This window comes from Kitasatospora griseola, from assembly GCF_014648555.1.
Taxonomy (GTDB): domain Bacteria; phylum Actinomycetota; class Actinomycetes; order Streptomycetales; family Streptomycetaceae; genus Kitasatospora; species Kitasatospora griseola.
In genome coordinates this window covers 109491-131562 of sequence record NZ_BMRI01000017.1, presented here as the reverse complement: position 1 = coordinate 131562, position 22072 = coordinate 109491, and the positions used below count along the sequence as shown (strand labels likewise).

18 protein-coding genes are annotated in these 22072 nt (G+C 73.2%); 8 read left to right on the top strand and 10 right to left on the bottom strand.

Features of this window, described 5'->3' with window-relative positions:
- The first annotated feature begins 88 nt into the window (after positions 1-88).
- A complete protein-coding gene (locus tag IEZ12_RS22085; RefSeq protein WP_189273897.1) occupies positions 89-1390 on the top strand; it encodes a D-arabinono-1,4-lactone oxidase in 1302 nt (433 codons plus the stop codon).
- A 7-nt stretch (positions 1391-1397) separates the two neighbouring features.
- Here IEZ12_RS22085 and IEZ12_RS22080 read toward each other — a convergent pair whose 3' ends face one another.
- On the bottom strand, positions 1398-2204 hold the full coding sequence (locus IEZ12_RS22080; protein ID WP_189273894.1) for a hypothetical protein: 807 nt from the start codon (positions 2202-2204) through the stop codon (positions 1398-1400).
- Positions 2205-2641: 437 nt separating this feature from the next.
- Here IEZ12_RS22080 and sepH point away from each other — a divergent pair, with 437 nt between their 5' ends.
- The gene (sepH, locus tag IEZ12_RS22075) at positions 2642-3706 is read left to right on the top strand and encodes a septation protein SepH (protein ID WP_189273892.1); all 1065 of its coding nucleotides are present in this window, start codon (positions 2642-2644) and stop codon (positions 3704-3706) included.
- 266 nt (positions 3707-3972) lie between these two features.
- On the opposite strand, the gene IEZ12_RS22070 is transcribed toward sepH, so the two are convergent.
- The 5 genes from IEZ12_RS22070 to IEZ12_RS22050 all read right to left on the bottom strand — a co-directional run bounded on the left by IEZ12_RS22070 (position 3973) and on the right by IEZ12_RS22050 (position 10169).
- Entirely contained in the window at positions 3973-4797 is an 825-nt protein-coding gene (locus IEZ12_RS22070; protein ID WP_189273890.1) for a sulfurtransferase, read from the bottom strand.
- Positions 4798-4832: 35 nt separating this feature from the next.
- Positions 4833-5480 carry a thymidine kinase gene (locus IEZ12_RS22065; RefSeq protein WP_043909870.1) on the bottom strand — a complete coding sequence of 216 codons (648 nt, stop codon included), beginning with the start codon at positions 5478-5480 and terminating at the stop codon, positions 4833-4835.
- Between the two features lie 46 nt (positions 5481-5526).
- Positions 5527-6687, bottom strand: a complete 1161-nt coding sequence (locus tag IEZ12_RS22060; RefSeq protein ID WP_100589818.1) for an alkaline phosphatase family protein — start codon at positions 6685-6687, stop codon at positions 5527-5529.
- A 7-nt stretch (positions 6688-6694) separates the two neighbouring features.
- Complete coding sequence (locus IEZ12_RS22055; protein ID WP_100589817.1) at positions 6695-7279, bottom strand: DUF5998 family protein; 585 nt, start codon at positions 7277-7279, stop codon at positions 6695-6697.
- Between the two features lie 121 nt (positions 7280-7400).
- Positions 7401-10169: a bifunctional acetate--CoA ligase family protein/GNAT family N-acetyltransferase gene (locus IEZ12_RS22050; protein WP_189273930.1), complete on the bottom strand. Its 2769-nt coding sequence runs from the start codon at positions 10167-10169 to the stop codon at positions 7401-7403.
- Between the two features lie 180 nt (positions 10170-10349).
- On the opposite strand from IEZ12_RS22050, the gene IEZ12_RS22045 reads away from it, so the two are divergent.
- The 4 genes from IEZ12_RS22045 to IEZ12_RS22030 all read left to right on the top strand — a co-directional run bounded on the left by IEZ12_RS22045 (position 10350) and on the right by IEZ12_RS22030 (position 13484).
- Positions 10350-10628 carry an HPr family phosphocarrier protein gene (locus tag IEZ12_RS22045; RefSeq protein WP_189273887.1) on the top strand — a complete coding sequence of 93 codons (279 nt, stop codon included), beginning with the start codon at positions 10350-10352 and terminating at the stop codon, positions 10626-10628.
- A 99-nt stretch (positions 10629-10727) separates the two neighbouring features.
- A complete protein-coding gene (locus IEZ12_RS22040; RefSeq protein ID WP_229847763.1) occupies positions 10728-11420 on the top strand; it encodes an AzlC family ABC transporter permease in 693 nt (230 codons plus the stop codon).
- On the top strand, positions 11413-11727 hold the full coding sequence (locus tag IEZ12_RS22035) for a branched-chain amino acid transporter permease (protein WP_229847762.1): 315 nt from the start codon (positions 11413-11415) through the stop codon (positions 11725-11727). Before IEZ12_RS22040 ends, IEZ12_RS22035 begins: the two co-directional genes overlap by 8 nt.
- Before the next feature lie 152 nt (positions 11728-11879).
- Positions 11880-13484, top strand: coding sequence for an ABC-F family ATP-binding cassette domain-containing protein (locus tag IEZ12_RS22030; protein WP_189273885.1), 1605 nt, complete (start codon positions 11880-11882; stop codon positions 13482-13484).
- A 74-nt stretch (positions 13485-13558) separates the two neighbouring features.
- Here the strand turns inward: IEZ12_RS22030 and IEZ12_RS22025 are convergent, their stop codons facing one another.
- The 4 genes from IEZ12_RS22025 to IEZ12_RS22010 form a co-directional block, all read right to left on the bottom strand.
- The gene (locus tag IEZ12_RS22025; RefSeq protein ID WP_189273883.1) at positions 13559-13867 is read right to left on the bottom strand and encodes a hypothetical protein; all 309 of its coding nucleotides are present in this window, start codon (positions 13865-13867) and stop codon (positions 13559-13561) included.
- The gene (locus IEZ12_RS22020; RefSeq protein WP_189273881.1) at positions 13864-15057 is read right to left on the bottom strand and encodes an RtcB family protein; all 1194 of its coding nucleotides are present in this window, start codon (positions 15055-15057) and stop codon (positions 13864-13866) included. The genes IEZ12_RS22025 and IEZ12_RS22020 overlap by 4 nt, the downstream gene beginning before the upstream one ends.
- A gap of 344 nt (positions 15058-15401) precedes the next feature.
- On the bottom strand, positions 15402-16769 hold the full coding sequence (locus IEZ12_RS22015; protein ID WP_189273925.1) for a M16 family metallopeptidase: 1368 nt from the start codon (positions 16767-16769) through the stop codon (positions 15402-15404).
- A gap of 29 nt (positions 16770-16798) precedes the next feature.
- Positions 16799-18133, bottom strand: coding sequence for a M16 family metallopeptidase (locus IEZ12_RS22010; protein ID WP_189273879.1), 1335 nt, complete (start codon positions 18131-18133; stop codon positions 16799-16801).
- Between the two features lie 231 nt (positions 18134-18364).
- On the opposite strand from IEZ12_RS22010, the gene IEZ12_RS22005 reads away from it, so the two are divergent.
- Both IEZ12_RS22005 and IEZ12_RS22000 read left to right on the top strand, forming a co-directional pair.
- Positions 18365-20812: a DNA gyrase/topoisomerase IV subunit A gene (locus IEZ12_RS22005; protein ID WP_189273877.1), complete on the top strand. Its 2448-nt coding sequence runs from the start codon at positions 18365-18367 to the stop codon at positions 20810-20812.
- 314 nt (positions 20813-21126) lie between these two features.
- Positions 21127-22026 carry a ferredoxin family protein gene (locus tag IEZ12_RS22000; protein ID WP_189273875.1) on the top strand — a complete coding sequence of 300 codons (900 nt, stop codon included), beginning with the start codon at positions 21127-21129 and terminating at the stop codon, positions 22024-22026.
- Positions 22027-22072: the final 46 nt, after the last annotated feature.

Below are 22072 nucleotides of genomic sequence, written 5' to 3'. Positions count from 1 at the left end.
CATGGACCTGCACGCAGGCAGTGACTACGCTCCCCCTACCCGCCGGTAGAACCGGCAGGCGGTACGTGCGAGCGGGAGGGCTCTGGAGATGACCGAGGTCTGGCGGAACTGGGCGGGGAACCAGAGTGCGCGGCCCGCGCAGGTGACGGCGCCGGGCTCGGTCGAGGAGCTCGCCGCGACGATCAAGGCGGCCGCCGAGGCCGACCGCCCCGTGAAGGCGGTCGGCTCCGGCCACTCGTTCACCGCGATCGCCGCCGCCGGCGACGCCGTGATGGTGCGCCCGGACCGGCTGACCGCGGTGCGCGGGATCGACCGCGCGGCGGGCACCGTCACCGTCGAGTCGGGCCTGCCGCTGCACCGGCTGAACCGGCTGCTGGCGGCCGCCGACCTGTCGCTGACCAACATGGGCGACATCGAGGTGCAGACGGTGGCCGGCGCCACCAGCACCGGCACCCACGGCACCGGCCGGGACTCCGGCTCGCTGGCGGCGCAGATCCGGGCGGTGGAGATCGTCCTCGCCGACGGCTCGGTGCAGACCTGCTCGGCCACCGAGAACCCCGAGCTCTTCCAGGGCGCCCGCCTCGGCCTGGGCGCGCTGGGCGTGATCAGCGCGCTGACCTTCGCGGTGGAGCCGATGTTCCTGCTCAGCGCGCACGAGAAGCCGATGGGCTTCGACGAGGTGCTCGGCGACTTCGACGAACTGACCGCCGTCAACGAGCACTTCGAGTTCTACTGGTTCCCGCACACCGACCGCTGCTCGACCAAGCGCAACAACCGCAGCCAGGGACCGGCCGCGCCGCTGCCGAAGTTCAAGGCCTGGCTGGACGACGACTTCGTCTCCAACACGGTGTGGGAGGGCGTCTGCCGGGTGGGCCGGACGTTCCCCGGCTCGATCCCGACCATCGCCCAGGTCGCCAGCCGCGCCTGGTCGGAGCGCCGCTTCACGGACCAGGCGTACAGGGTCTACACCAGCCCCCGCAAGGTCCGCTTCGTGGAGATGGAGTACGCGGTGCCGCGCGAGGCGGCCACCACCGTGCTGCGCGAGCTGAAGGCGCTGGTGGAGCGCTCCGACTGGCGGATCAGCTTCCCCGTCGAGGTCCGGACCGCCCCGGCGGACGACCTGTGGCTGTCCACCGCGAACGGCCGGGACAGCGTGTACATCGCCGTCCACCTGTACCGGGGCACCCGCGAACTGGGCTACTTCACCGAGGTGGAGAAGCTGATGACGGCCCACCGGGGTCGTCCGCACTGGGGCAAGCTGCACACCCGGGACGCCGAGTACCTGTCGTCCGTCTACCCGCACTTCGGCGACTTCACCGCGCTGCGCGACAAGGTCGACCCGGAGCGCCGGTTCGCCAACGACTACCTGCGCCGGGTGCTCGGCGCCTGACCGCCCGTCAGCCCGCCGCGCCCGCGCCGGGCGCGGCGTCCGGCCCGACCGTGCCGCCCGAGGCGGGGCCGGGGTGGGCCTCCCCGGTGGCCGCCGGGGAGCCGCCGGCGCTGGGCGACGCGGTCGGCTCGGGCGTGGTGGACGGCCGGGCCGAGGTGCTGGGCGCGGGCGAGCCGGAACTCCCGGACGAGGGACGGTCACTGGGCCAGTACCGGGACGGATCGCTGCTCGGCGACTGCACCGGAGCGGGCTGCTGCCGGTCCTGCTTGCCGCCGTCGTCGACACCCTTGTCGCCGCCGCCGACGGACGGGCGGGACGGGTTGAACGAAGTGCCGCTGCCGTCCTGGCCGGTGGTGATGTCGTGCAGCGGTTTTCCGGCGGCGAGTTCCACCGCGACGATCGGCACCATCGCAATAGCGAACACCAGTGCGGATACCGCCGTGTAGGACTTCCAGGTCCACCGACGTTTCGCCCGCACCAACCGCGGCGTGTTCCAGTCCTGGCTGATTCCGCCCGCCGGAGCCGGCCGGGGAGGTTCGGCGGGCGCGGATTCGGCGCCGCGATTGCGCAGTCGTTCCCCGGTGCGTTTGAACAGGTGCTGGAAGACCGCGCTTCCGGTCGTCGCCCCCACCGAGACGACGGCCGCGCCGAGTATCGTTCCGTACACTCCGAGTTCCGAGGCGAGGACCGCACCGACCACCGTCGCCAGCGCGCTCGCCGCGACCTGAGTCATCGTCAGATCAAGCCGCTTGCGTTCGCCCTTCTCCTCGGCACCGGCCGCTCCGTGCGCGAACTGCTCCCTCTGCTGCGGCATCACTGTCCCTCGGTCGGCGTGTCGGAATTTCGAACAAGTCTCTCCATCTTGCCCAAAGAAGGACACAAGGGTCGAAAATCCGGTTCTCCCCGGTCGATATATGTGAAGATGATCACCGTCCGCCGATCACCGGACGTCCTATGGGGTGCACACTCTTGAGATTCCGATGATTCGCGGGAGACTTGAGCGGCGAGCCGCCCCTCTGGATGCCACGAATGGAGTACTGTTCGTGGAGCCTGAGCCTTCGGTCCCGCCTGTCGACACTCCGTCAGACGACGGCCCGGGCGCCCGGGTGCGATGTCGACGGCGACGTGGCAAACAGGCAACCGTGCCACAGCGGCGCGCCCGGGTGAAAGCCCGACACGCCGGGTAACTCTGCAAGGTTGTGGCCACTCGCCAGCGGGCAGGCCACACTCAGTACGGGAGCAGCGACGCAGGTGACGTCGGCAGGCACCACCCGGGAGGTAACCGTGCCCGAACTGCGCGTCGTGGCCGTCAGCAACGACGGCACACGGCTGGTGCTCAAGGCTGCCGACAGCACGGAGTACACCCTTCCGATCGACGAGCGGCTGCGCGCCGCCGTCCGGGGTGACCGGCCGCGGCTGGGCCAGATCGAGATCGAGGTGGAGAGCCACCTCCGCCCGCGCGACATCCAGGCGCGGATACGAGCCGGTGCCTCCGCCGAGGAGGTCGCCCAGGCCGCCGGCATCTCGGTCGACCGCGTACGCCGCTTCGAGGGTCCCGTGCTGGCGGAGCGCGCCTTCATGGCCGAGCGGGCCCGCAAGACGGCGATCCGCCGCCACGGCGAGTCCACCGGCCCCCAGCTCGGCGAGGCCGTCGCCGAGCGGCTCGCGCTGCGCGGCGCCGAGAAGGACACCGAACGCTGGGACTCCTGGCGCCGCGACGACGGCACCTGGGAAGTCATCCTCACCTACCGCGCCGAGGGCGAACACCGCCGTGCCGCCTGGTCGTACGACCCGCCGCGGCGGCTGGTGCAGCCGAACGACGACGAGGCACGCGCGCTGATCGGCGAGAACGTGGAACGCGAGGAGGACTCGGTCTTCCCGTTCATCCCGCGGATCGCCCGGCTCCCCCACGACCGCCCGACGCGCCCGATGATCGAGCGTCCCTCCGCCGACCGCATCATGCACCGCGAGGCGGTCGCCGCGGTCTCCCCCGAACGGGACTCCCTCACCAGCCTGTTGGACGTCGTGCCCTCCTACCGCGGAGACCTGACGCCGGTCGGGCCGAGCGTGGAGACCACGGTCACCGAGGAGCCCGAGGAGATCGAGGAACCCGCGAGTGCCCCTGCGGCGAGCGTCGGCGCGGGCTCCGCGTACGCGGACATCCTGATGCCGCGGTCGGTCTCCCCGCACCGCGACCGCATGGTCGGCGCGACCGACCGCCAGGCCGAGGCGGACGGCGTCCGACCCGGGCGGCGGGCGACGGTGCCGAGCTGGGACGAGATCGTCTTCGGCTCGCGCCGCAAGAAGCCCGAGTAAGTGGGAGAGTCCCGACAGACGCTCGGGGGGAACGGCGGGAGCCCCGACAGGGGCTCGTGGGGGCACCTCCCAGCCGCCAAGGCTGGGGGAGAACGGCGAGGCCATGTCTGCTGGTGATCAACAGGGCGCTGAGCGTTCCGCCGTTTCTGGTCCCTGTCTTTGACCCGCCGCAGCCATGGCCGACCGCTGTCTCTGGCCGCCGGCAACAGGGCCTCGCCGTTCCCCGAGCCCCTGGTTTCGCACCCCCGAGCCCCTGGTTTCGTACCCTAAGCGATCGGGTTCGCCGGGTTCGCGGACCACTCGCTCCAGGAACCGGGGTACAGCGCAGCGCCCTGGTGGCCGGCGAGTTCGAGGGCGAGGAGTTGGTGGGCCGCGGTGACGCCGGAGCCGCAGTAGACGGCGGTGTGGGCGGGGTCGGTGACGCCGAGGGCCGCGAACCGGGACGCGAGATCCGCGGCGGGGAGGAAGCGTCCGTCCGTCGCGAGATTCTCTGTCGTGGGGGCGGAGGCCGCGCCGGGGATGTGGCCGGCCCGGGGGTCGACGGGCTCGGTCTCGCCGCGGTAGCGTTCGCCGGCCCTCGCGTCCAACAGGACTCCGGTGCGGGCGAGTTCGGCGGCGCCGGTGGCGTCGACGGTGGGAAGGTGGCCGGGGTCGACCGTGAAGTCCCCGTTCCCGACGGCGGGCGTCTCAATGCTGAGCGGCTGCCCGGCGGCGAGCCACGCCGCGAGGCCGCCGTCGAGGACCCGGATGTCGGGGTGGCCGGCCCAGCGGAGCAGCCACCAGGCGCGGGCGGCGGAGAGCGAGGGGCCGGCGTCGTAGGCGACGACGGGGCGGCTCGTGGTGACGCCGGCCCGGCGCAGCGCGGTGGTGAGGCGTTCGACTCCGGGCAGCGGGTGGCGGCCGGCGGTGCCGGGCGGGTCGGCGAGTTCCCGGTCGAGGTCGAGGTAGTGCGCGCCGGGCAAGTGGCCCTTGGCGTACTCCTCGGCGCCGGGCGGGCCGCCGAGCTGCCAGCGGATGTCGAGCAGCACCGGCGGGTGCGGGGAGTCGAGCGCGGCGGCGAGTTCGGCGGCGGTGATCAGCGGCGAGGTCATGCTGCCATTGTGGCGGCAACCGACCTGACGCGGCATCAGCCTTCGAACGGAAGAACGTCCGGGGAGAGGACGGCGACCCGGGCGGTGGCTGCCGTGAGGCGGCGGCGGTGGTGGCGGCGGCAGAGCACCTCGTAGCCGATCTCGTCCTCGTTGACGGCGACGTCGCCGACCACAACCTGCGCGCCTTCGACCACCATGACGCCGCCGACGGTGCGGGCGTTGTGGGTGGCGCGGGCGCCGCACCAGCAGAGTGCCTCGACCTGGAGGACCTCGACCCGGTCGGCGAGTTCGATCAGGCGCTGGGAGCCGGGGAACAGCTTGGTGCGGAAGTCGGTGGTGATCCCGAAGGTGAACACGTCGATGCCCAACTCGTCCACGATGCGGGCGAGTTGGTCGATCTGTCCGGCGGAGAAGAACTGGGCTTCGTCGCAGATCAGGTAGTCGACCTTGCCGCCGGCCGAGAGCAGGTGGACCACGTACGCCTGGAAGTCGAACTCGTCGCCGACCTCGACCGCGTCGGCGCGCAGGCCCAGGCGGCTGGAGATGGTGGCGGCGCCGGCCCGGTCGTGGCGGGTGAAGATGATGCCCTGCCGGCCGCGGGCGGTGTGGTTGTGGTCCATCTGGAGGGCGAGCGTCGACTTGCCGCAGTCCATCGTGCCCGAGAAGAACACCAGTTCAGCCATGGGTGGAGCGTCAGCCTTTCGGGCGTGGGTGATTGACGGGCCGGTCTCAGCCACGGACTTCGAGCAGCGGGACGAGTTGTTCGACGGGGGTCATCGAGCCGTGCAGGCCGATCATCTGGGACTCGCCGGGCTCGTTGCGGCTGGCGATGATCGCGATGTCGTCGCGCGCGGCGGCCACCACGTCGCCGATCCGGTGGTAGACCCGTTCGTCCACCTCGGGGCCGAACCAGCCCGCGGCGATGGCCTGGTCGCGGGTGGCGACCCACATCTGCTCGCCGAGGACCTCGCTCCACACCGCGTGCACGTCGCCGGCCGCGCCGGGGTGGGCGTACACGTGGCGGGCGCGGCCCTCGCCGCCGAGCAGGGCGACGCCGGCCGAGAGCTCCCAGTCCTCGTCGAAGTCGATCCGATTCTCCGGGGTGACGTCGATCATGCCGTGGTCGGCGGTGACGTAGAGCGCGGAGCGCGGCGGGAGCTGTTCGGCGAGGCGGCGGGCGAGCCGGTCGACGGTGGACAGGGTGAGCCGCCACTCGTCCGAGTCGACGCCGAACCGGTGCCCGGCGGCGTCGAGTTCGCTCAGGTACGTGTAGACCAGGGCGCGGTCGTGCTCGGCCAGCCAGGCGGCCGCCCGGTCCATCCGCTCCTCGCCGGTGGTGCGGCCGAGGAAGGTGCCGCCGGAGAGCGCGACCTGGGTGAGCGGGGTGGTGGCGAACAGCGGGGAGGACACTTGGGCGGTGGCCACCCCCGCGAGGTGCGCCTGCTCGAAGACGGTCGGGTACGGCTGCCAGCCGTGCGGGTCCACCGGCGGCTGCCAGCGCAGCTGGTTCATCAGCCGGCCGCGGCCGGGGATCGCCACCGTGTATCCGGCCAGGCCGTGCTGCCCCGGCGGCAGGCCGGTGCCGACGGAGGCCAGCGAGGTGGCGGTGGTGGACGGGAAGCCGGCCGTGATCGGCTGGCCGGCGGCCGTCAGCGAGTTCAGGAACGGCGCCCAGTCGGGGTGGCGGCGGATCAGCTCCCAGCCGAGGCCGTCCACCAGGAAGACGCACACCCGGTCGGCGGGCTCCAGCGGCAGCGTGGCGCGGTAGCCGGGCACGCCGAGGCCCGCCGCCAAGGTGGGCAGCAGGTCGGAGAGGGCGGCGCAGCCGTAGCGCGGGGCGGGTGCGTCGGCGGGGTCGAGCGGGTGGAACGCGTCGTAACCGTGATGCATACCGGGCTCAGCCGTTGGCCACGGTCGCCTCGGACAGCGCCCGGGCGAACACCAGCGCCTGGGCGACCGTCTCCGGACCGTCCCCGGCCTCGCTGACCCGCAGCGACAGGTCGTCGGCGGTGGCGGAGCCGGTGTAGCCGTGGTCCGCCTCGCAGTTCGGGTCGGAGCAGCCGGCCGGCTCCAGGTCGAGGCGCTGCACGGCGCCCCAGCCGATGGTGAGGACGACCTCGCGGGGCAGGGTGCCGGGGGTGTACGTCTCGGGGTTGGCGACCATGCGGCTGATCACCACGGAGTTGATCCGGTCCAGCCGGACCGTCTCGGTGGAGGTGGTGGCGTACGGCACGGGCGTGGCCGCGTCGCCGTTCTGCTCGTCGGTGTGGCTGACCACGAAGCGGGACGCGGTGAGCACCAGCACGGTGACGTGCCGGCGAACCTCGTTCGCGTCGAAGGTGGTCTCCTGGTGCACCAGGTACGAACTGATCGGCTCGGGGCCCACCGCGGACTCCACCGCCTCGGAGACCAGCGCCGGGTAGTAGCCGCTGCGCTCGATCGCGGACCGCAGGTCCTGCGTGGTGGTACCGGTCTTCGCCATATCTCCATCCTGGCATGTCCCGCCGCTCCGGCGGGTGGCACTGCGCCGGGTCGCCCGGCCCGTCGTCCTGCTGCCGGGCCCGGCGGCTGCCCGCTCCTGCCGGGCGGGCAACCACGCAAGATTACAGCGTGCTCATGGCGCGCGGTCCCAGATCGGTGCGGACCGGCAGCGGGGCGATCCGCACCCGGGCGCCGAGCACGGTCAGGCCGTGCGGGGCGACCACCACGGGCTCCAGGTCCACGGCGGCGATCTCCGGCAGGTCGTCGACCAGTCGGGAGACCCGGAGCAGCAGTTCCTCCAGCGCGCCGGTGTCCACCGCCTCGGCGCCGCGCCAGCCGAACAGCAGCGGCGCGGCCCGGACCTCCCGGATCAGTTCGGCGACATCCCGGTCGGTGGCCGGGACCAGCCGGTGGGCGACGTCGCCGAGCAGTTCGGCGGGGGCGCCGGCCAGGCCGAAGGACAGGATGGTGCCGACCGCCGGGTCCACGGCGGCGCCGATCACGGTGTCCACGCCGCGCGGGGCGAGCCGCTGCACCACCAGCTCCGCCTGCGCGGCGCCGCCCAGCAGGGCGTCCAGCTCGCGGTGGGCGCGGCGCAGCTCGGCCTCGCTGGTGAGGTCGAGCCGGACGCTGCCGAGGTCGGGCCGGTGGCGCAGGTGCTCGGCGGTGGCTTTCAGCGCAACGGGGTAGCCGAGCGTCGCCGCCGCCTTGACGGCGCTGCTCTCGTCGGGTGCGGCGAGCGTCGGACTGACCTCGATGCCGTAGTGGGCGAGCAGCGCGGCGGCGTCCAGGTCGGGCAGGGTGACCCGGGCCCCGCCGGACTGCAGCCGGGCGGCGACCGCCTCGCGGCTGCCCAGCGCCTGCTCGACCAGGTCGCGGGCGGCGCCCTCGTGCACGCCCTCCAGTTCGGGGACCCGGGCGGTCTCCTCGGCCTCGGCGCTGCGGCGTCGCCACTTGGCGTAGCGCACGGCGTCGGCGAGCGCGTGGACGGCGCGTTCCGGGGCCGGGTAGGCGGGCACTCCCCCGACGCGCAGCCGGGTGACCAGGGCGGGCAGCGCGAGGTGGGCGAGCAGCAGCGGCTTGCCGAGTTCCCGGCCGCGCTCGGCGGCGTCCAGCAGTGCCTGGGCGATCTCCGGGGCGTCCTCGACCAGTTCGGGCGCGGACTCGGGGCCCTGCACGCCGATCGGCGGGATGGCGACGGCGATCACCGCGTCCACCTTCGGGTCACCGAGTGCGGTGTCCAGCGCGATCCGGAAGTTCTCGCCGCTGGCGCCGGTGGTCAGGTCGACGGGGGTGCGCGGGCGCAGGCCGGAGCTCAGGCAGGTGTCGTAGGTGAGCAGCCCCAGCGAGTCGGAGTTGCCGACGATGGCGACCCGGCCGCCGGCCGGGAGCGGCTGGCCGGCCAGCAGTTCGCCGGTGTCGAAGAGCTCGGTGATGGTGTCCACCCGGATCACGCCGGCCTGCTGGAACAGCGCGTCCACGGTGGCGTCGCGCAGCCGGGTGGCGGCGGGCTGGACGGCGTGGCCGGGCGGCAGGCTGCCGGTGTGCCGGGCGCCCTTGAGCACCACCACCGGCTTGGCGGCGGCCAGCCGGCGGGCGATCCGGGTGAACTTCCGCGGGTTTCCGAACGACTCGAAGTACAGCAGCACCACGCCGGTGGCGGCGTCCTCCTCCCAGTACTGGAGCAGGTCGTTGCCGGAGACGTCGGCCCGGTTGCCGACCGAGGCGAACGAGGAGACACCCAGGCCGCGCCGGTGCGCGGCCTCCAGCAGGGCGACGCCGATCGCGCCGGACTGGCAGAACACGCCGAACGGTCCGCGGCCGGGCAGCACCGGTGCGAGCGAGGCGTTCAGCCGGTGCTCGGGGTCGGTGTTGATCAGCCCGAAGGCGTTCGGGCCGACCACCCGCATGCCGGCGGCCCGGGCCTGCCGGACCAGCTCGCGCTGCCGGTCACGCCCGTCCGGGCCGGTCTCGGCGTACCCGGCGGTGACCACCACCAGGCCCTGCACGCCGTGCGCGCCGCACTCGGCGACCACGGCGGGGACGGCGGGCTCCGGCACCGCGATCACCGCCAGGTCGACCGGGCCGCGAATGTCCAGCACCGAACGGTGGGTGGGGACGCCGTCCAGCTCGGTGCCGGGCTCGACGGTGCGGTTCACGGCGTACACCGGGCCGTCGAAGCCCGTCCGGATGTCGCGCAGCAGCGCCCGGCCGACCGACTGCGGGTTGCGCGACACGCCGATCACGGCGATCGACCGGGGCGTCAACAGCCGCTGCACGGACCGGGCTTCGGCACGGTGCTCACGGGCCCGCATGACCGCGAGCGACGCGGCGGTGGGCTCCAGGTCGAACTCCAGGTGCACCACGCCGTCGGCGAAACTGCGCCGCTGGGTGTAGCCGGCGTCGGTGAACACCTTCACCATCTTCCGGTTCTCCGGCAGCACTTCGGCGGTGAACCGGCGGATGCCGCGCTCCTGGGCGACCGCCGCGATGTGCTCCAGCAGCGCGGAGGCGATGCCCCGCCCCTGGTGCGCGTCCTGCACCAGGAACGCCACCTCGGCGTCCGTCCCGGTGGTCGACGGCATGCCCGCCTTGTCGATCCGGTCGTACCGGACGGTGGCGATGAACCGGTCCCGCACCACCAGCGCCAGACCCACCCGGTTCACGTAGTCGTGGTGGGTGAACCGGCGCACGTCCTTGTCGGACAGGTGCGGGTACGGGGCGAAGAACCGGAAGTACTTCGACTGGTCGGAGACCTGCTCGTAGAACTCCACCAGCCGGTCCGCGTCGTCCGCGGTGATCGGTCTGATCCGGGCCGTGCCGCCGTCACGCAGCAGGACGTCGGCCTCCCAGTGCTGCGGATAACCGTGCTCGGCCTCTTCGCGCGCCATGGCGTGCTTGACGGTGTCGTGCTCCACGGTCGTCAGGGTAGTCGTCGGCGAGCCTGATGGCGCCGCCCCTGCCGGGCACGGCACGCTGGCCCTGCTCGCGCCGGGTCGCAGACACACCGGCGTGCAACACTGGTCTAGACAACATTTGCACCACCCTGCACCACCTGAAAGGCACCTCTCATGGCTGAGCGCCGCGTCACCATCGGTTGGGCCGAGGGCCTGCACGCCCGTCCCGCCTCCATCTTCGTCAAGGCCGTCACCTCCACCGGCGTCCCCATGACCATCGCCAAGGAGACCGGCGCCCCGGTCAACGCCGGCTCCATGCTCGGCCTGCTCGCCCTCGGCGCGGAGGGCGGCGAGACCGTCATCCTGTCGGCCGACGCGGAGGGCGCTGAAGCCGCGCTGGACCGGGTCGCCAAGATGGTTCAGGAAGGCCTGGACGAGCTCCCGGCTGCGTGACTTTTTCGGGCCCCGTCCTCGACCCGCCGCATCCCTGAGCCCGCCGAATTCGCCCTCACCCGCCCCCGGCAGGGCTCCCGCCTGCATTAATGTCCCGGTGTGGTGATCTCAACCGACGTCGAAGACCCGCACGCTGTCAGGTCCGCCGCCGCGGACACTCTCGGGGTGGGTCTGGGCCTGTACCCCCTGGGCGTCGCGTTCGGAGTGCTGTTGGTGCAGAGCGGGTTCGCCTGGTGGTGGGCGCCGGTGTTCTCGTCGCTGATCTACGCGGGCTCGCTGGAGTTCCTGGCGATCGGCCTCCTCCTCGCGGTGACGCCGCTCGCGTCCGTCGCCGTCACCACCTTCCTGGTGAACTTCCGGCACGTCTTCTACGGACTCTCCTTCCCGCTGCACCGGGTTCGCGGTCGCGCCGCCAAGGCGTACAGCGTCTACACGCTGACCGACGAGGCGTACGCCCTGGCCGCCGCCCGCCCGCACCTCACGGGTCGGCGGATCGTGGCGATCCAGGCGTTCTGCCAGGCGTACTGGGTGCTGGGCGGAGTGACGGGGGCGCTGCTGGGGGCCGCCCTGCCGGGCACCGTCCGGGGGCTGGACTTCGCGCTCACCGCGCTGTTCGCGGTCCTCGCCGTGGACGGCTGGCGGGCCACCCGTGACGTCCCGGGGCCGATCCTCGCGTTGCTGAGCGCACTGGCCGCGCTGCTGGTGGCGAAGGGCCAACTGCTGGTGGTGGCGCTCGGGTTGTACGTGGCGGCGCTGACCGTCCGCTACCTGCTGAGGGGGCGTCGTGCCTGAGTGGCGGTACGTGCTGGCCGGCCTGCTGGTGATGTTCACGGTGACGGTGCTGCTGCGGGCCGCGCCGTTCGTGCTGCTGGGCCGGGTGCGGGAGTCCGGGCTGCTGAGGTTCCTGGCGGCGACCATGCCGGCCGGGGTGATGGTGATCCTCACCGTCTACACCCTGCGGGACGTCCCGCTCGCCGGCGCGGGCCCGGCCGCCGCCGGCCTGGCCGCGACGCTGGGGCTGCACCTGTGGCGGCGCAGTGCCCTGCTGTCGATCATCGCGGGGACGGCCGTCTACATGCTGGCGCTCCACCTCTCCTGACCTGCGGAGACGGGAAGGCGCCGGAAATTCGGATGCGGGCGGCCCGCGCGGCGGCGTAGCGTCGGCGCCATGTCGACGCCCCGTATGTCCTAGCAAGCGGACCAGCTTCCACGCCACCCGTGTGTCCTCTTGCTGTTTCGGAGCGTCCTTTCATGATCACCGTCTGTGGTCTCGACGTGCGCATCGGCGCGCGTCTGCTGTTGCACGATGTCTCTTTCCACCTCGCCCCCGGCGACCGTGTCGGCCTGGTCGGCCGCAACGGCGCGGGGAAGACCACCCTTCTCTCCACGCTGGCCGGCCTGGCCGAGCCCGCCGCCGGCACCGTCGCGCACGCCGGTTCGACCGGGTACCTGCCGCAGGACTCCCGGGTCGCGGATCCGGCCGTCCCGGTGCTGGACCGGATCCTGTCCGCCCGCGGGTCGGACGACGCGCAGCGGGCGCTGCGCACGGCCGAGGCCGCGATGGCCACGGCCGAAGGGGCGGCGCTCGATCGGGCGCTGCGCGCCTACGCCCGCGCCGAAGCCGCGTTCGAGCGGTCCGGCGGGTACGCCGCACAGGCCGAGGCGGCCCGGGTCGCGGCGGGCCTGGGCCTGCCCGAGCGGCTGCTGGAACAGCCGGTCGGCGACCTGTCGGGCGGCCAGAAGCGGCGGGTCGAGCTGGCCCGGATCCTGTTCGCCGGGCACGACACGCTGCTGCTGGACGAGCCGACCAACCATCTGGACGCCGAGTCGGTCGCCTGGCTGCGCGGCTTCCTGGCGTCCCACCGGGGCGGGCTGGTGCTGATCAGCCACGACCTGGAGCTGATCGGCGCGACGGTGAACCGGGTGTTCCACCTGGATCCCCGGCGGGCCGCGCTGGACGTGCACAACACCGGCTGGTCGGCGTACCTGACGCAGCAGGCGGCGGACGAGCGGCGGCGTGCCCGGGAGCGGGCGAACGCGGAGCGCAAGGCGTCCAGCCTGCACGCGCAGGCGGAGCGGATGAAGGCGAACACGAACACCGCCTCGGCCGCGAAGTCGATGGCCAAGCGGGCGGACCGGCTGCTGGCGGGGACGGAGCCGGTGCGGAAGGCGGAGCGGACGGCGCGGATCCGGCTGCCGGAGCCCGCGCCGTGCGGGCGGATCCCGCTGGGCGCGATCAGCCTGGCGAAGGAGTACCGCGGCCACCGGGTGCTGACCGGGGTGGACCTGGCGGTGGACCGGGGCAGCCGGCTGGTGGTGCTCGGTCCGAACGGGGCCGGCAAGACCACCCTGTTGCGGCTGCTGGCCGGCCGTGAACTCCCGGACGGCGGCCGGACGGTGGCGGGGCCGGGCCTGCGGCTGGGCTACTTCGCGCAGGAGCACGACACCCTCGTCCCGGAGCGCACCGTGTTCGAGCACCTGTCGGCCGCCGCACCGAGGCTGACGGACGGCGAGGTGCGCTCGGTGCTCGGGTCGTACCTGTTCGGCGGGGACGACGCGGACAAGCCGGCCGGGGTGCTGTCCGGCGGCGAGAAGACCCGGCTGGCCCTGGCCTGCCTGGTGCACTCGGGCGCCAACGTACTGCTGCTGGACGAGCCGACCAACAACCTCGACCCGGCGTCCCGGGACGAGGTCCTGCGCGCGGTCGCCGAGTACCCGGGCGCGATGGTGATGGTCACCCACGACCCGGACGCGCTCAGCGCGCTGCGCCCGGACCGGGTCCTGCTGTTGCCGGAGGCGCACGAGGACCTGTGGGACGACCGCTACCGCGCGCTGGTCGCCCCGGACGCGCGGTGAGCCGGGCCGCCCGGTCAGCGCCGGTCGAACTGCTGCTGGACGCGCTGCGTCCACTGCCCGACCTCGCGGTACTCCTAGCAGTCCCGGGTCAGGTCCGCGAACCACACGGCGAAGACCGCCGTCACGGCGGCCGCCACGACGGCGAGGGCGGACAGCCCGGTGCCGGTCAGGGCCATGCCCCGGCCGGCGCCGGTCCGGCGGGCGGTCCGCACCGCGAACGGGCCGAGGACCACGCCGAGCGCGCCGCCGACCACCACCGGGGAGGTCGGCAGCGCCACGGTGCTCGGCGCGCAGAACCGGACGCACGCGGTGGTGATCGCGTACGAGTCCGGCCTGGTGGCGCCCGGCTTCCAGGCACCACCAGGGTTCTGACGCTGCGTCAACCCTTGACGCAGATCACCTGCTTGAGGTGGGCGGCCACCTCGACCAGGTCCTGCTGCTGGGCCATGACCTTCTCGATCTGCTTGTACGCGCCCGGGATCTCGTCGACCACGCCGGCGTCCTTGCGGCACTCGACGCCCGCGGTCTGCTGGACGAGGTCCGCGGTGGTGAAGCGCTTCTTCGCCGCTGTCCGGCTCATCTTGCGGCCGGCGCCGTGCGAGGCCGAGTTGAAGGAGGCCGCGTTTCCGAGGCCCTTCACGATGTACGAGCCGGTGCCCATGGAGCCGGGGATGATCCCGTACTCGCCGGAGCCGGCCCGGATCGCGCCCTTGCGGGTGACCAGCAGGTCGACGCCGTCGTAGCGCTCCTCGGCGACGTAGTTGTGGTGGCAGGAGATCATCTCGCCGAAGGTGGCCCGGGCCTTGGGCAGTTCGCGGCGGACCGCGTCCTGGAACAGGGCCATCATCAGCGCCCGGTTGTGCTTGGCGTACTCCTGCGCCCAGAACAGGTCGGAGCGGTAGGCGGCCATCTGCGGGGTGTCGGCGATGAAGACCGCGAGGTCGCGGTCGATCAGGCCCTGGTTGTGCGGCAGCGAGCGGGCGATCGTCATGTGGTGCTCGGCGAGTTCCTTGCCGATGTTCCGCGAGCCGGAGTGCAGCATCAGCCAGACCGCGCCGTCGTCGTCCAGGCAGAGCTCGATGAAGTGGTTGCCGGAGCCGAGCGTCGCCATCTGCAGGGCGGCCCGCTCGCGCCGCCACCGCACGTCGGGGGCGATGTCGTCGAAGCGCTGCCAGAAGTCGTCCCAGCCGGCGGTGGACCGGCCGTGCAGCTTGCCCGGGTCGATCGGGTCCTTGTGCAGGCCGCGGCCGACGGGGATGGCCTGCTCGATCCGGTGGCGCAGGTGCGACAGGTCGTCCGGCAGGTCCTTCGCGGTCAGCGAGGACTTGACGGCCGTCATTCCGCAGCCGATGTCGACGCCGACCGCGGCCGGGCAGACCGCGCCGTTCATGGCGATGACGGAGCCGACGGTGGCGCCCTTGCCCAGGTGGACGTCCGGCATCACGGCGAGGCCGTGCAGCCAGGGCAGGGTGCTGATGTTGCGCAGCTGCTGCATGGCCTGGCCCTCTACGGTGGCCGGGTCGGCCCACATCCGGATCGGCACCCGGGCGCCGGGGATCTCGGTGTACGACATGGTGATTCGACCTCCTGGGTCGCTGTTTTCCAGGGTGCCGCACGAAGACGCCCGGTGCGGCGGCGGGGAAGATCGGGGCGGCCCGACAGGGCGGGGCCGCGGGCGGCAGACGGTGCTGCGCGGCGACTGCTCAGGCAGTTCGGTACGAACAACGGAAGGGCAGCCTCGGGGAGCGTCGTCGTGGCTCGACCCGCATGGTGACCGCCTCCTTCCGCATTCGTCGTGACCGCGCCTCTCGCCCGGCCGGGGACATCTACCCACACCCGGCGACGGCCGTGCAATCGATTAAAACGCCGAGGGCCCGGCGGAGCTGACGCCCCGTCGGACCCTCGTGAGCAGCGCGGTCAGTTGGCGATGACCGTGACGTCGCCGATGCCGAGCGCCTTGACCGGCTCGGCGATCACCGAGGCGTCGCCGACCAGCACGGTGACCAGCCGGTCCGGCGGGAAGGCGGCGATCACGGCGCGGGCGGCCGTGTCGGTGTCCAGCTCGGCCAGCTGCCGGTAGAACTCGGCCTGGTAGGTGTCGGGCAGGTACTGCTCGACCTGGTCGGCCAGGGTGGCGGCGACCGAGCCGGCCGTCTCGTACTTCAGCGGCGCGACGCCGACCAGGAACTGCACGGCCTCCTCGCGCTCCGCGTCGGTGAGGCCCTCGGCGGCCAGCGTGCGCAGGATGGTCCAGGTGTCCTCCAGCGCGGGCGCGGTGGACTCGGTGTCCACCGAGCCGCTGATCGCCAGCAGCCCGCGGCCGGAGCCGTCGGCGGCGGAGCGCAGCGGCTGGGCGAACGCCCGGACGCCGTAGGTGTAGCCCTTCTCCTCGCGCAGCACCCGGTCGAGCCGGGAGGTGAGGGTGCCGCCGAGGCAGTAGATGCCGAGGACCTGCGCGGCCCACTCCGGGTCGTGCCGGTCCGGGCCGATCCGGCCGATCAGCAGCTGGGTCTGCACCGAGCCGGGCCGGTCGACGATGACCACCCGGCCGGTGTCGTCGGCGACCACCGGGCCGTGCACCGACGGCTCGACGCTCTCGCCGGTCCACCGGCCGAGGGTGGACTCCAGCAGCGCGGCCAGGTCGACGCCGGTGAGGTCGCCGACCACCACGGCGGTAGCGGTGGACGGGCGCAGGTGGGCGTCGTAGAACGCCTTCACCGCGTCCCGGTCGATCCGCTTGACGCTATCGGTGGAGCCGGCCCGCGGCCGGGACAGCCGGTCGTCGTCCGCGAACAGCGCGGCGTACAGCGCCTTGGCGGCCCGCCGGGACGGGTTGGCCTGCTCGTGGACGATCTCGTCGAGGCGGTTGGCGACCAGCCGCTCGATCTCCTCCGTGGGCAGCGCCGGGACCCGCAGGGCGTCGCCCAGCAGGGTGAGGCCGCGCTCCAGCCGGGAGGCCGGGACCTCCAGCGAGACCCGCAGCGCCGGGTGGTCGGCGTGGGTGTCCAGGGTGGCGCCGGCCCGCTCCAGCTCGGCCGCGAACTCCTCGGCGGTGAGCGTGTCGGTGCCCTCGGAGATCGCCCGGGACAGGATCGAGGCGACGCCGTCCAGGCCCTCGGGCTCGGCGGCCAGCGGCGCGTCCAGCACCATGTCGACGGCGACCAGCTGCTGGCCGGGCCGGTGGCAGTGCAGCACCGTCAGGCCGTTGGCCAGGGTGAGCCGCTCCGGCGCCGGGAACGCCCACGGGGTGGGGGTGCCGGGCTGCGGCTGCGGGTGGAAGTCCATCGCCGGGGTGTACTGCGCGGGGGTGTCGCTCATGCCGCCGCCTCCTCGTTCTCGGAGCTGTCGTCGTCGGTGCTGTCGTCGGGGGTCGGCTCGTACACCAGCACCGCCCGGTTGTCGGGGCGCAGCCGGGCGGCGGCCACCTCGCGGACCTCCTCGGCGGTGACGTCGAGGACCTTCGGGAGTGCCTCGTTCACCAGCTTCGGGTCGCCGAACAGCACGGCGTAGCGGCAGAGTTCGTCGGCGCGGCCGGCCACCGTGGCGAGCCGGTCCAGCCACTCGCGCTCGATCTGCGCCTGGGCGCGCTCGAGTTCCTCGGCGGTGGGGCCCTCGGCGGCGAACCGGGCGAGCTCCTCGTCGACGGCGGTCTCGATCTGCTCCAGGGTGGCGCCGGCGCCGGCCTTGACGTCCAGCCAGCCCAGCGAGGGCGCGCCGGCCAGCCGCAGCAGGCCGAAGCCGGCCGCGACGGCGGTGCGGTCGCGGCGGACCAGCCGGTTGTACAGCCGGGAGGACTCGCCGCTGCCCAGGATGGTGAGCGCCAGGTCGGCGGCGTCGGCCTGCCGGGTGCCGTCGTGCGGCAGCCGGTAGGCGGCCATCAGCGCGCGGGACGGGACGTCCTCCAGGACCAGCTCGCGGGCCTCGGCGTCCATGGTCTCGGGCAGCGAGCCGTCGCGCGGCGGCTGCTTGCCGTCGTGGTCGGGGATGGAGCCGAAGTACTTCTCCACCCAGGCGATGGTCTGCTCGGGGTCGAGGTCGCCGACGATCGACAGCACCGCGTTGTTGGGCGCGTAGTAGGTGCGGAAGAACGCCCGGGCGTCCTCCAGCGTGGCGGCGTCCAGGTCGGCCATCGAGCCGATCGGGGTGTGGTGGTAGGGGTGCTCGCCGGGGAAGGACAGCGCGGTGAGCTTCTCGAACGCGGTGCCGTAGGGCACGTTGTCGTAGCGCTGGCGGCGCTCGTTCTTCACCACATCGCGCTGGTTCTCCATGGACGTGTCGTCCAGGGCGGCCAGCAGCGAGCCCATCCGGTCGGCCTCCAGCCAGAGCGCGAGCTCCAGTTGGTGCGCGGGCATGGTCTCGAAGTAGTTGGTGCGCTCGAAGCTGGTGGTGCCGTTGAGCGAGCCGCCGGCGCCCTGGACCAGTTCGAAGTGCCCGTTGTTGGAGACGTTCGCCGAGCCCTGGAACATCAGGTGCTCGAAGAGGTGGGCGAGTCCGGTGCGCCCCTTCACCTCGTGCCGGGAGCCCACGTCGTACCACAGGCACACGGCCGTGACCGGAGTGAGGTGGTCCTCGGAGAGCACGACGCGCAGGCCGTTGGCCAGGCGGTGTTCGGTGATGGCGAGGCCGCTGGCGGGGCCGGGGTTGGCCATGCGGGGGTCCTTCCCGTCGTCGGTTCCGGAGTGTCCGGGCCGGGGGCTTGTGACGTCCCCCATTGTGGTGCAACGCACCGAGCCGCCGTCAGGTGTCCGGGTGGCAGGCGCGTTCGCCGGTGGCGGAAGCGGCCCGGGTGACGGGCGGTGTCCCACCGAGGGTCCACAATGGGGGGCGTTCACGCCCGCGTCCGCCCGCCCACCCCAGTACCGCAAGGGAGCCCCGCAGCGATGGCCCGCCGCAGTTCGCCCACCCCGCCGCCCGGTGACTTCGAGGAGCGCATCCTCGATGTCGATGTCGTGGACGAGATGCAGGGATCGTTCCTGGAGTACGCCTACTCGGTGATCTACTCCCGGGCCCTGCCGGACGCCCGCGACGGCCTGAAGCCGGTGCACCGCCGGATCCTCTACCAGGCCAACGAGATGGGCCTGCGCCCGGAGCGCGGCCACGTCAAGTGCGCACGCGTGGTCGGCGAGGTGATGGGCCGTCTGCACCCGCACAGCGACGCCTCGATCTACGACGCCGTGGTGCGCCTTGCGCAGCCGTTCTCGATGCGGCTGCCGCTGATCGACGGCCACGGCAACTTCGGTTCGCTCGGCAACGACGACCCGCCGGCCGCGATGCGCTACACCGAGTCCCGGCTGACGGCGGCCGCGATGTCCATGGTGGAGTCGATCCACGAGGACACCGTCGACTTCGACCCGAACTACGACGGCTCCGAGCAGGAGCCCCGGGTGCTCCCGTCGGCGTACCCGAACCTGCTGGTCAACGGTGCCACCGGCATCGCGGTCGGGATGGCCACCAACATGCCGCCGCACAACCTGTCCGAGGTGGTGGCCGCCGCCCGGCACCTGATCAAGCACCCGAACGCGGACCTGGAAACCCTGATGCGGTTCGTCCCGGGTCCGGACCTGCCGACCGGCGGCCGGATCGTCGGCCTGTCCGGCATCCGCGACGCGTACGAGTCCGGCCGCGGCACCTTCAAGATCCGCGCCACCGCCACGATCGAGAACGTCACCGCCCGCCGCAAGGGCATCGTGGTCACCGAACTGCCGTACGCGGTCGGCCCGGAGAAGGTGATCGCGAAGATCAAGGACCTGGTCAACGCGAAGCGGCTCCAGGGCATCGCCGACGTCAAGGACCTCACCGACCGCGAGCACGGCCTGCGCCTCGTCATCGAGGTGAAGAACGGGTTCGTCCCCGAGGCACTGCTGGAGCAGCTGTACAAGTTGACGCCGATGGAGGAGACCTTCGGCATCAACAACGTGGCGCTGGTGGACGGCCAGCCGCTGACGCTCGGCCTGAAGGAGCTGCTGGAGGTCTACGTCGACCACCGCTTCACGGTGGTCAAGCGGCGCAGCGACTTCCGCCGCCGCAAGCGCCAGGACCGGCTGCACCTGGTCGAGGGCCTGCTGATCGCCCTGGTCGACATCGACGAGGTGATCGCGCTCATCCGCAGCAGCGACGACGCGACCCAGGCCAAGGAACGCCTGATGGAGCGCTTCGGCATCTCCGAGACGCAGACCGCGTACATCCTGGACACCCCGCTGCGCCGGCTCACCCGCTTCGACCGGGTCGAGCTGGAGGCCGAGCAGGCCAAGCTGCTCAAGGAGATCGCCGAGCTGACCGAGATCCTGGAGTCCGACACCAGGCTGCGTTCCGTGGTGTCCTCCGAACTCGGCGCGGTGGCCAAGCAGTTCGGCACCGAGCGGCGCACCGTGCTGCTGGAGGCCGGGGCGGCGCCCTCGGCGGCGCTGTCGGTGCCGCTGGAGGTCGCCGACGACCCGTGCCGGGTGCTGCTGTCCTCCACCGGCCTGCTCGCCCGCACCTTCGACCTGGAGCCGGTCACCGAGGAGCCGTCCCGGGCCAAGCACGACGTGCTGGCCTCCGCCGTCCCCGCCACCGCCCGCGGCGACGTCGGCGTGGTCACCACGGCCGGCCGGGTGCTGCGCCTGCCGGTGATCGACCTGCCGGCACTGCCACCGGGCACCACAGCGCTGTCCGGCGGCGCCGCGGTCTCCGAGTTCCTCCGGCTGGAGGAGGACGAGAAGGCCCTCGCGCTGACCACCCTGGACGAGTCCTCGCCGGGCCTGGCGCTCGGCACCGTGCAGGGCACGGTCAAGCGGGTGGTGCCCGAATGGCCCGCCAACAAGGACGAGTTCGAGGTGATCGCGCTCAAGGACGGCGACACCGTGATCGGCGCGATCGAGCTGCGCACCGGCGAGGAGGACCTGGTCTTCCTCACCTCCGACGCCCAGCTGCTGCGCTACCCGGCGGGCCAGGTCCGCCCGCAGGGCCGCCCGGCCGGCGGCATGGCCGGCATCAAGCTGGCCGACGGCGCCCGGGTGCTGTCCTTCACCGCCGTCGACCCCGCCGAGGACGCGGTGGTGCTCTCGGTGGCCGCCGCCACCGGCACGCTGGACGGCGAGCAGCAGACCAGCTGGAAGCTCACCCCGTTCGACCAGTACCCGCGCAAGGGCCGGGCCACCGGCGGCGTCCGCTGCCAGCGCTTCCTGCGCGGCGAGGACGGCCTGGCGTTCGCCTGGGTCGGCCCGGTGCCCGCCCTGGGCGCCACCGCCAACGGCCAGCCCGTCACCCTCCCGGAGCGCGACCCGCGCCGCGACGGCTCCGGCACCCCGGTGTCGGCGCAGATCGCTGCGGTCGGCGGCCGGATGTGAGAGCTGCCTGACAGTGCGTCAGCCGGTCGGAGCGGCGGGGACTTCCCTGGAGAGTCCCCGCCGTTCCGCATGCTCCGGGCCACCGATCGGATCGGCGAATCGGCGCGACGACGGTCACTACCGCACCGACCGGAGGTCTCGCGGGCGAGGGTCAGCGGTGAGAGCGGCTCGGCACGACGGGGTCCAGCCCGACGCCAGCCGACCTGCCGTCGACGGGTTCGGCGGTGCCGGCCTTCGCCGCCCCCGGACCCGCTGCCCGACCTCCCGGGCCGCCCTCGGTGGCCGGGAAACCCGCTCGCACTAGGGTGGGGCAAGTGAGCACCTGTACGACGCTGTCGCGCGAACTGACCGAGCCGCTGGCCGCCACCGCGGCCACCGCCACCACCTGGCTGCTGCTCGAACAGCCCGGCCCGTGGGGCGCCCAGGCGCTCACGGCCAGCCACCTCGACCCCGAACTCGGGGCCGCGCTGGACCGGGCGGCCGAAGGCACCGGGGTCCGGATCGCGCTGATCCGCCGGCCCGGCCGGCACGCCGACACCGCGGCCCGGCACGAGGTGCTGATCGCGCACACCTCGCCCGCCGACCCGTGGGTGCGCCGGGCCCGCCTGGACTCCCCCGCCGCGCTGCTCGACCTCGACTTCGCCGCCCTCGGCGCGGGCCGCCACGACGGCTTCGGCGCCGAGCACGTCGGCGGCCCGATCGCCCTGGTGTGCACCAACGGCCGACGCGACCGCTGCTGCGCGCTGCTCGGCCGCCCGCTCGCCGCCGACCTGGCCTCCGCCGGCCACAGCGAGGTCTGGGAGGTCACCCACCTCGGCGGCCACCGTTTCTCCCCCACCATGCTGGTGCTGCCGCACGGCTACGCGTACGGCCGGCTCACCGCGGAGTCCGCCAAGGAGGTGCTGGCCGCCACCGCCGCCGGCCACACCACTCCCGCCCACTCGCGCGGCCGCTCGTACTGGCCCCGCCCGTCCCAGGCCGCCGAGCAGGCCGTCCGCGAACTGACCGGGGAGGCCGCCGCCGATGCGCTGACCATGCGTCAGGTCCCGGACGGCGACGGCTGGACGGTCGAGGTGGCGCACACCGACGGCCGCCGCTGGCGGGCGACCGTGGCGGAGTCCGCGAGCGAGCCGCCCCGGCCGGAGAGCTGCGGCAAGGCCCCGGGCACCCCGCCCCGGATGGATGTCACCGCCCTCGATGCCCTCGCCGGATGAACGCGGACGGGCCCCGCACCACCCGGTGCGGGGCCCGTCCTGCGAC

Excerpts from the sequence above, each read along its gene's own strand:
- IEZ12_RS22015 (WP_189273925.1), bottom strand. The coding sequence starts at position 16,769 with ATGGACTTCCACCCGCAGCCGCAGCCCGGCACCCCCACCCCGTGGGCG.
- IEZ12_RS22045 (WP_189273887.1), top strand. The coding sequence starts at position 10,350 with ATGGCTGAGCGCCGCGTCACCATCGGTTGGGCCGAGGGCCTGCACGCC.
- IEZ12_RS22065 (WP_043909870.1), bottom strand. The coding sequence starts at position 5,480 with ATGGCTGAACTGGTGTTCTTCTCGGGCACGATGGACTGCGGCAAGTCG.
- IEZ12_RS22030 (WP_189273885.1), top strand. The coding sequence starts at position 11,880 with ATGATCACCGTCTGTGGTCTCGACGTGCGCATCGGCGCGCGTCTGCTG.
- IEZ12_RS22050 (WP_189273930.1), bottom strand. The coding sequence starts at position 10,169 with ATGGCGCGCGAAGAGGCCGAGCACGGTTATCCGCAGCACTGGGAGGCC.
- IEZ12_RS22055 (WP_100589817.1), bottom strand. The coding sequence starts at position 7,279 with ATGGCGAAGACCGGTACCACCACGCAGGACCTGCGGTCCGCGATCGAG.
- IEZ12_RS22060 (WP_100589818.1), bottom strand. The coding sequence starts at position 6,687 with ATGCATCACGGTTACGACGCGTTCCACCCGCTCGACCCCGCCGACGCA.
- IEZ12_RS22010 (WP_189273879.1), bottom strand. The coding sequence starts at position 18,133 with ATGGCCAACCCCGGCCCCGCCAGCGGCCTCGCCATCACCGAACACCGC.
- IEZ12_RS22070 (WP_189273890.1), bottom strand. The coding sequence starts at position 4,797 with ATGACCTCGCCGCTGATCACCGCCGCCGAACTCGCCGCCGCGCTCGAC.
- IEZ12_RS22080 (WP_189273894.1), bottom strand. The coding sequence starts at position 2,204 with ATGCCGCAGCAGAGGGAGCAGTTCGCGCACGGAGCGGCCGGTGCCGAG.
- IEZ12_RS22085 (WP_189273897.1), top strand. The coding sequence starts at position 89 with ATGACCGAGGTCTGGCGGAACTGGGCGGGGAACCAGAGTGCGCGGCCC.
- IEZ12_RS22020 (WP_189273881.1), bottom strand. The coding sequence starts at position 15,057 with ATGTCGTACACCGAGATCCCCGGCGCCCGGGTGCCGATCCGGATGTGG.
- IEZ12_RS22005 (WP_189273877.1), top strand. The coding sequence starts at position 18,365 with ATGGCCCGCCGCAGTTCGCCCACCCCGCCGCCCGGTGACTTCGAGGAG.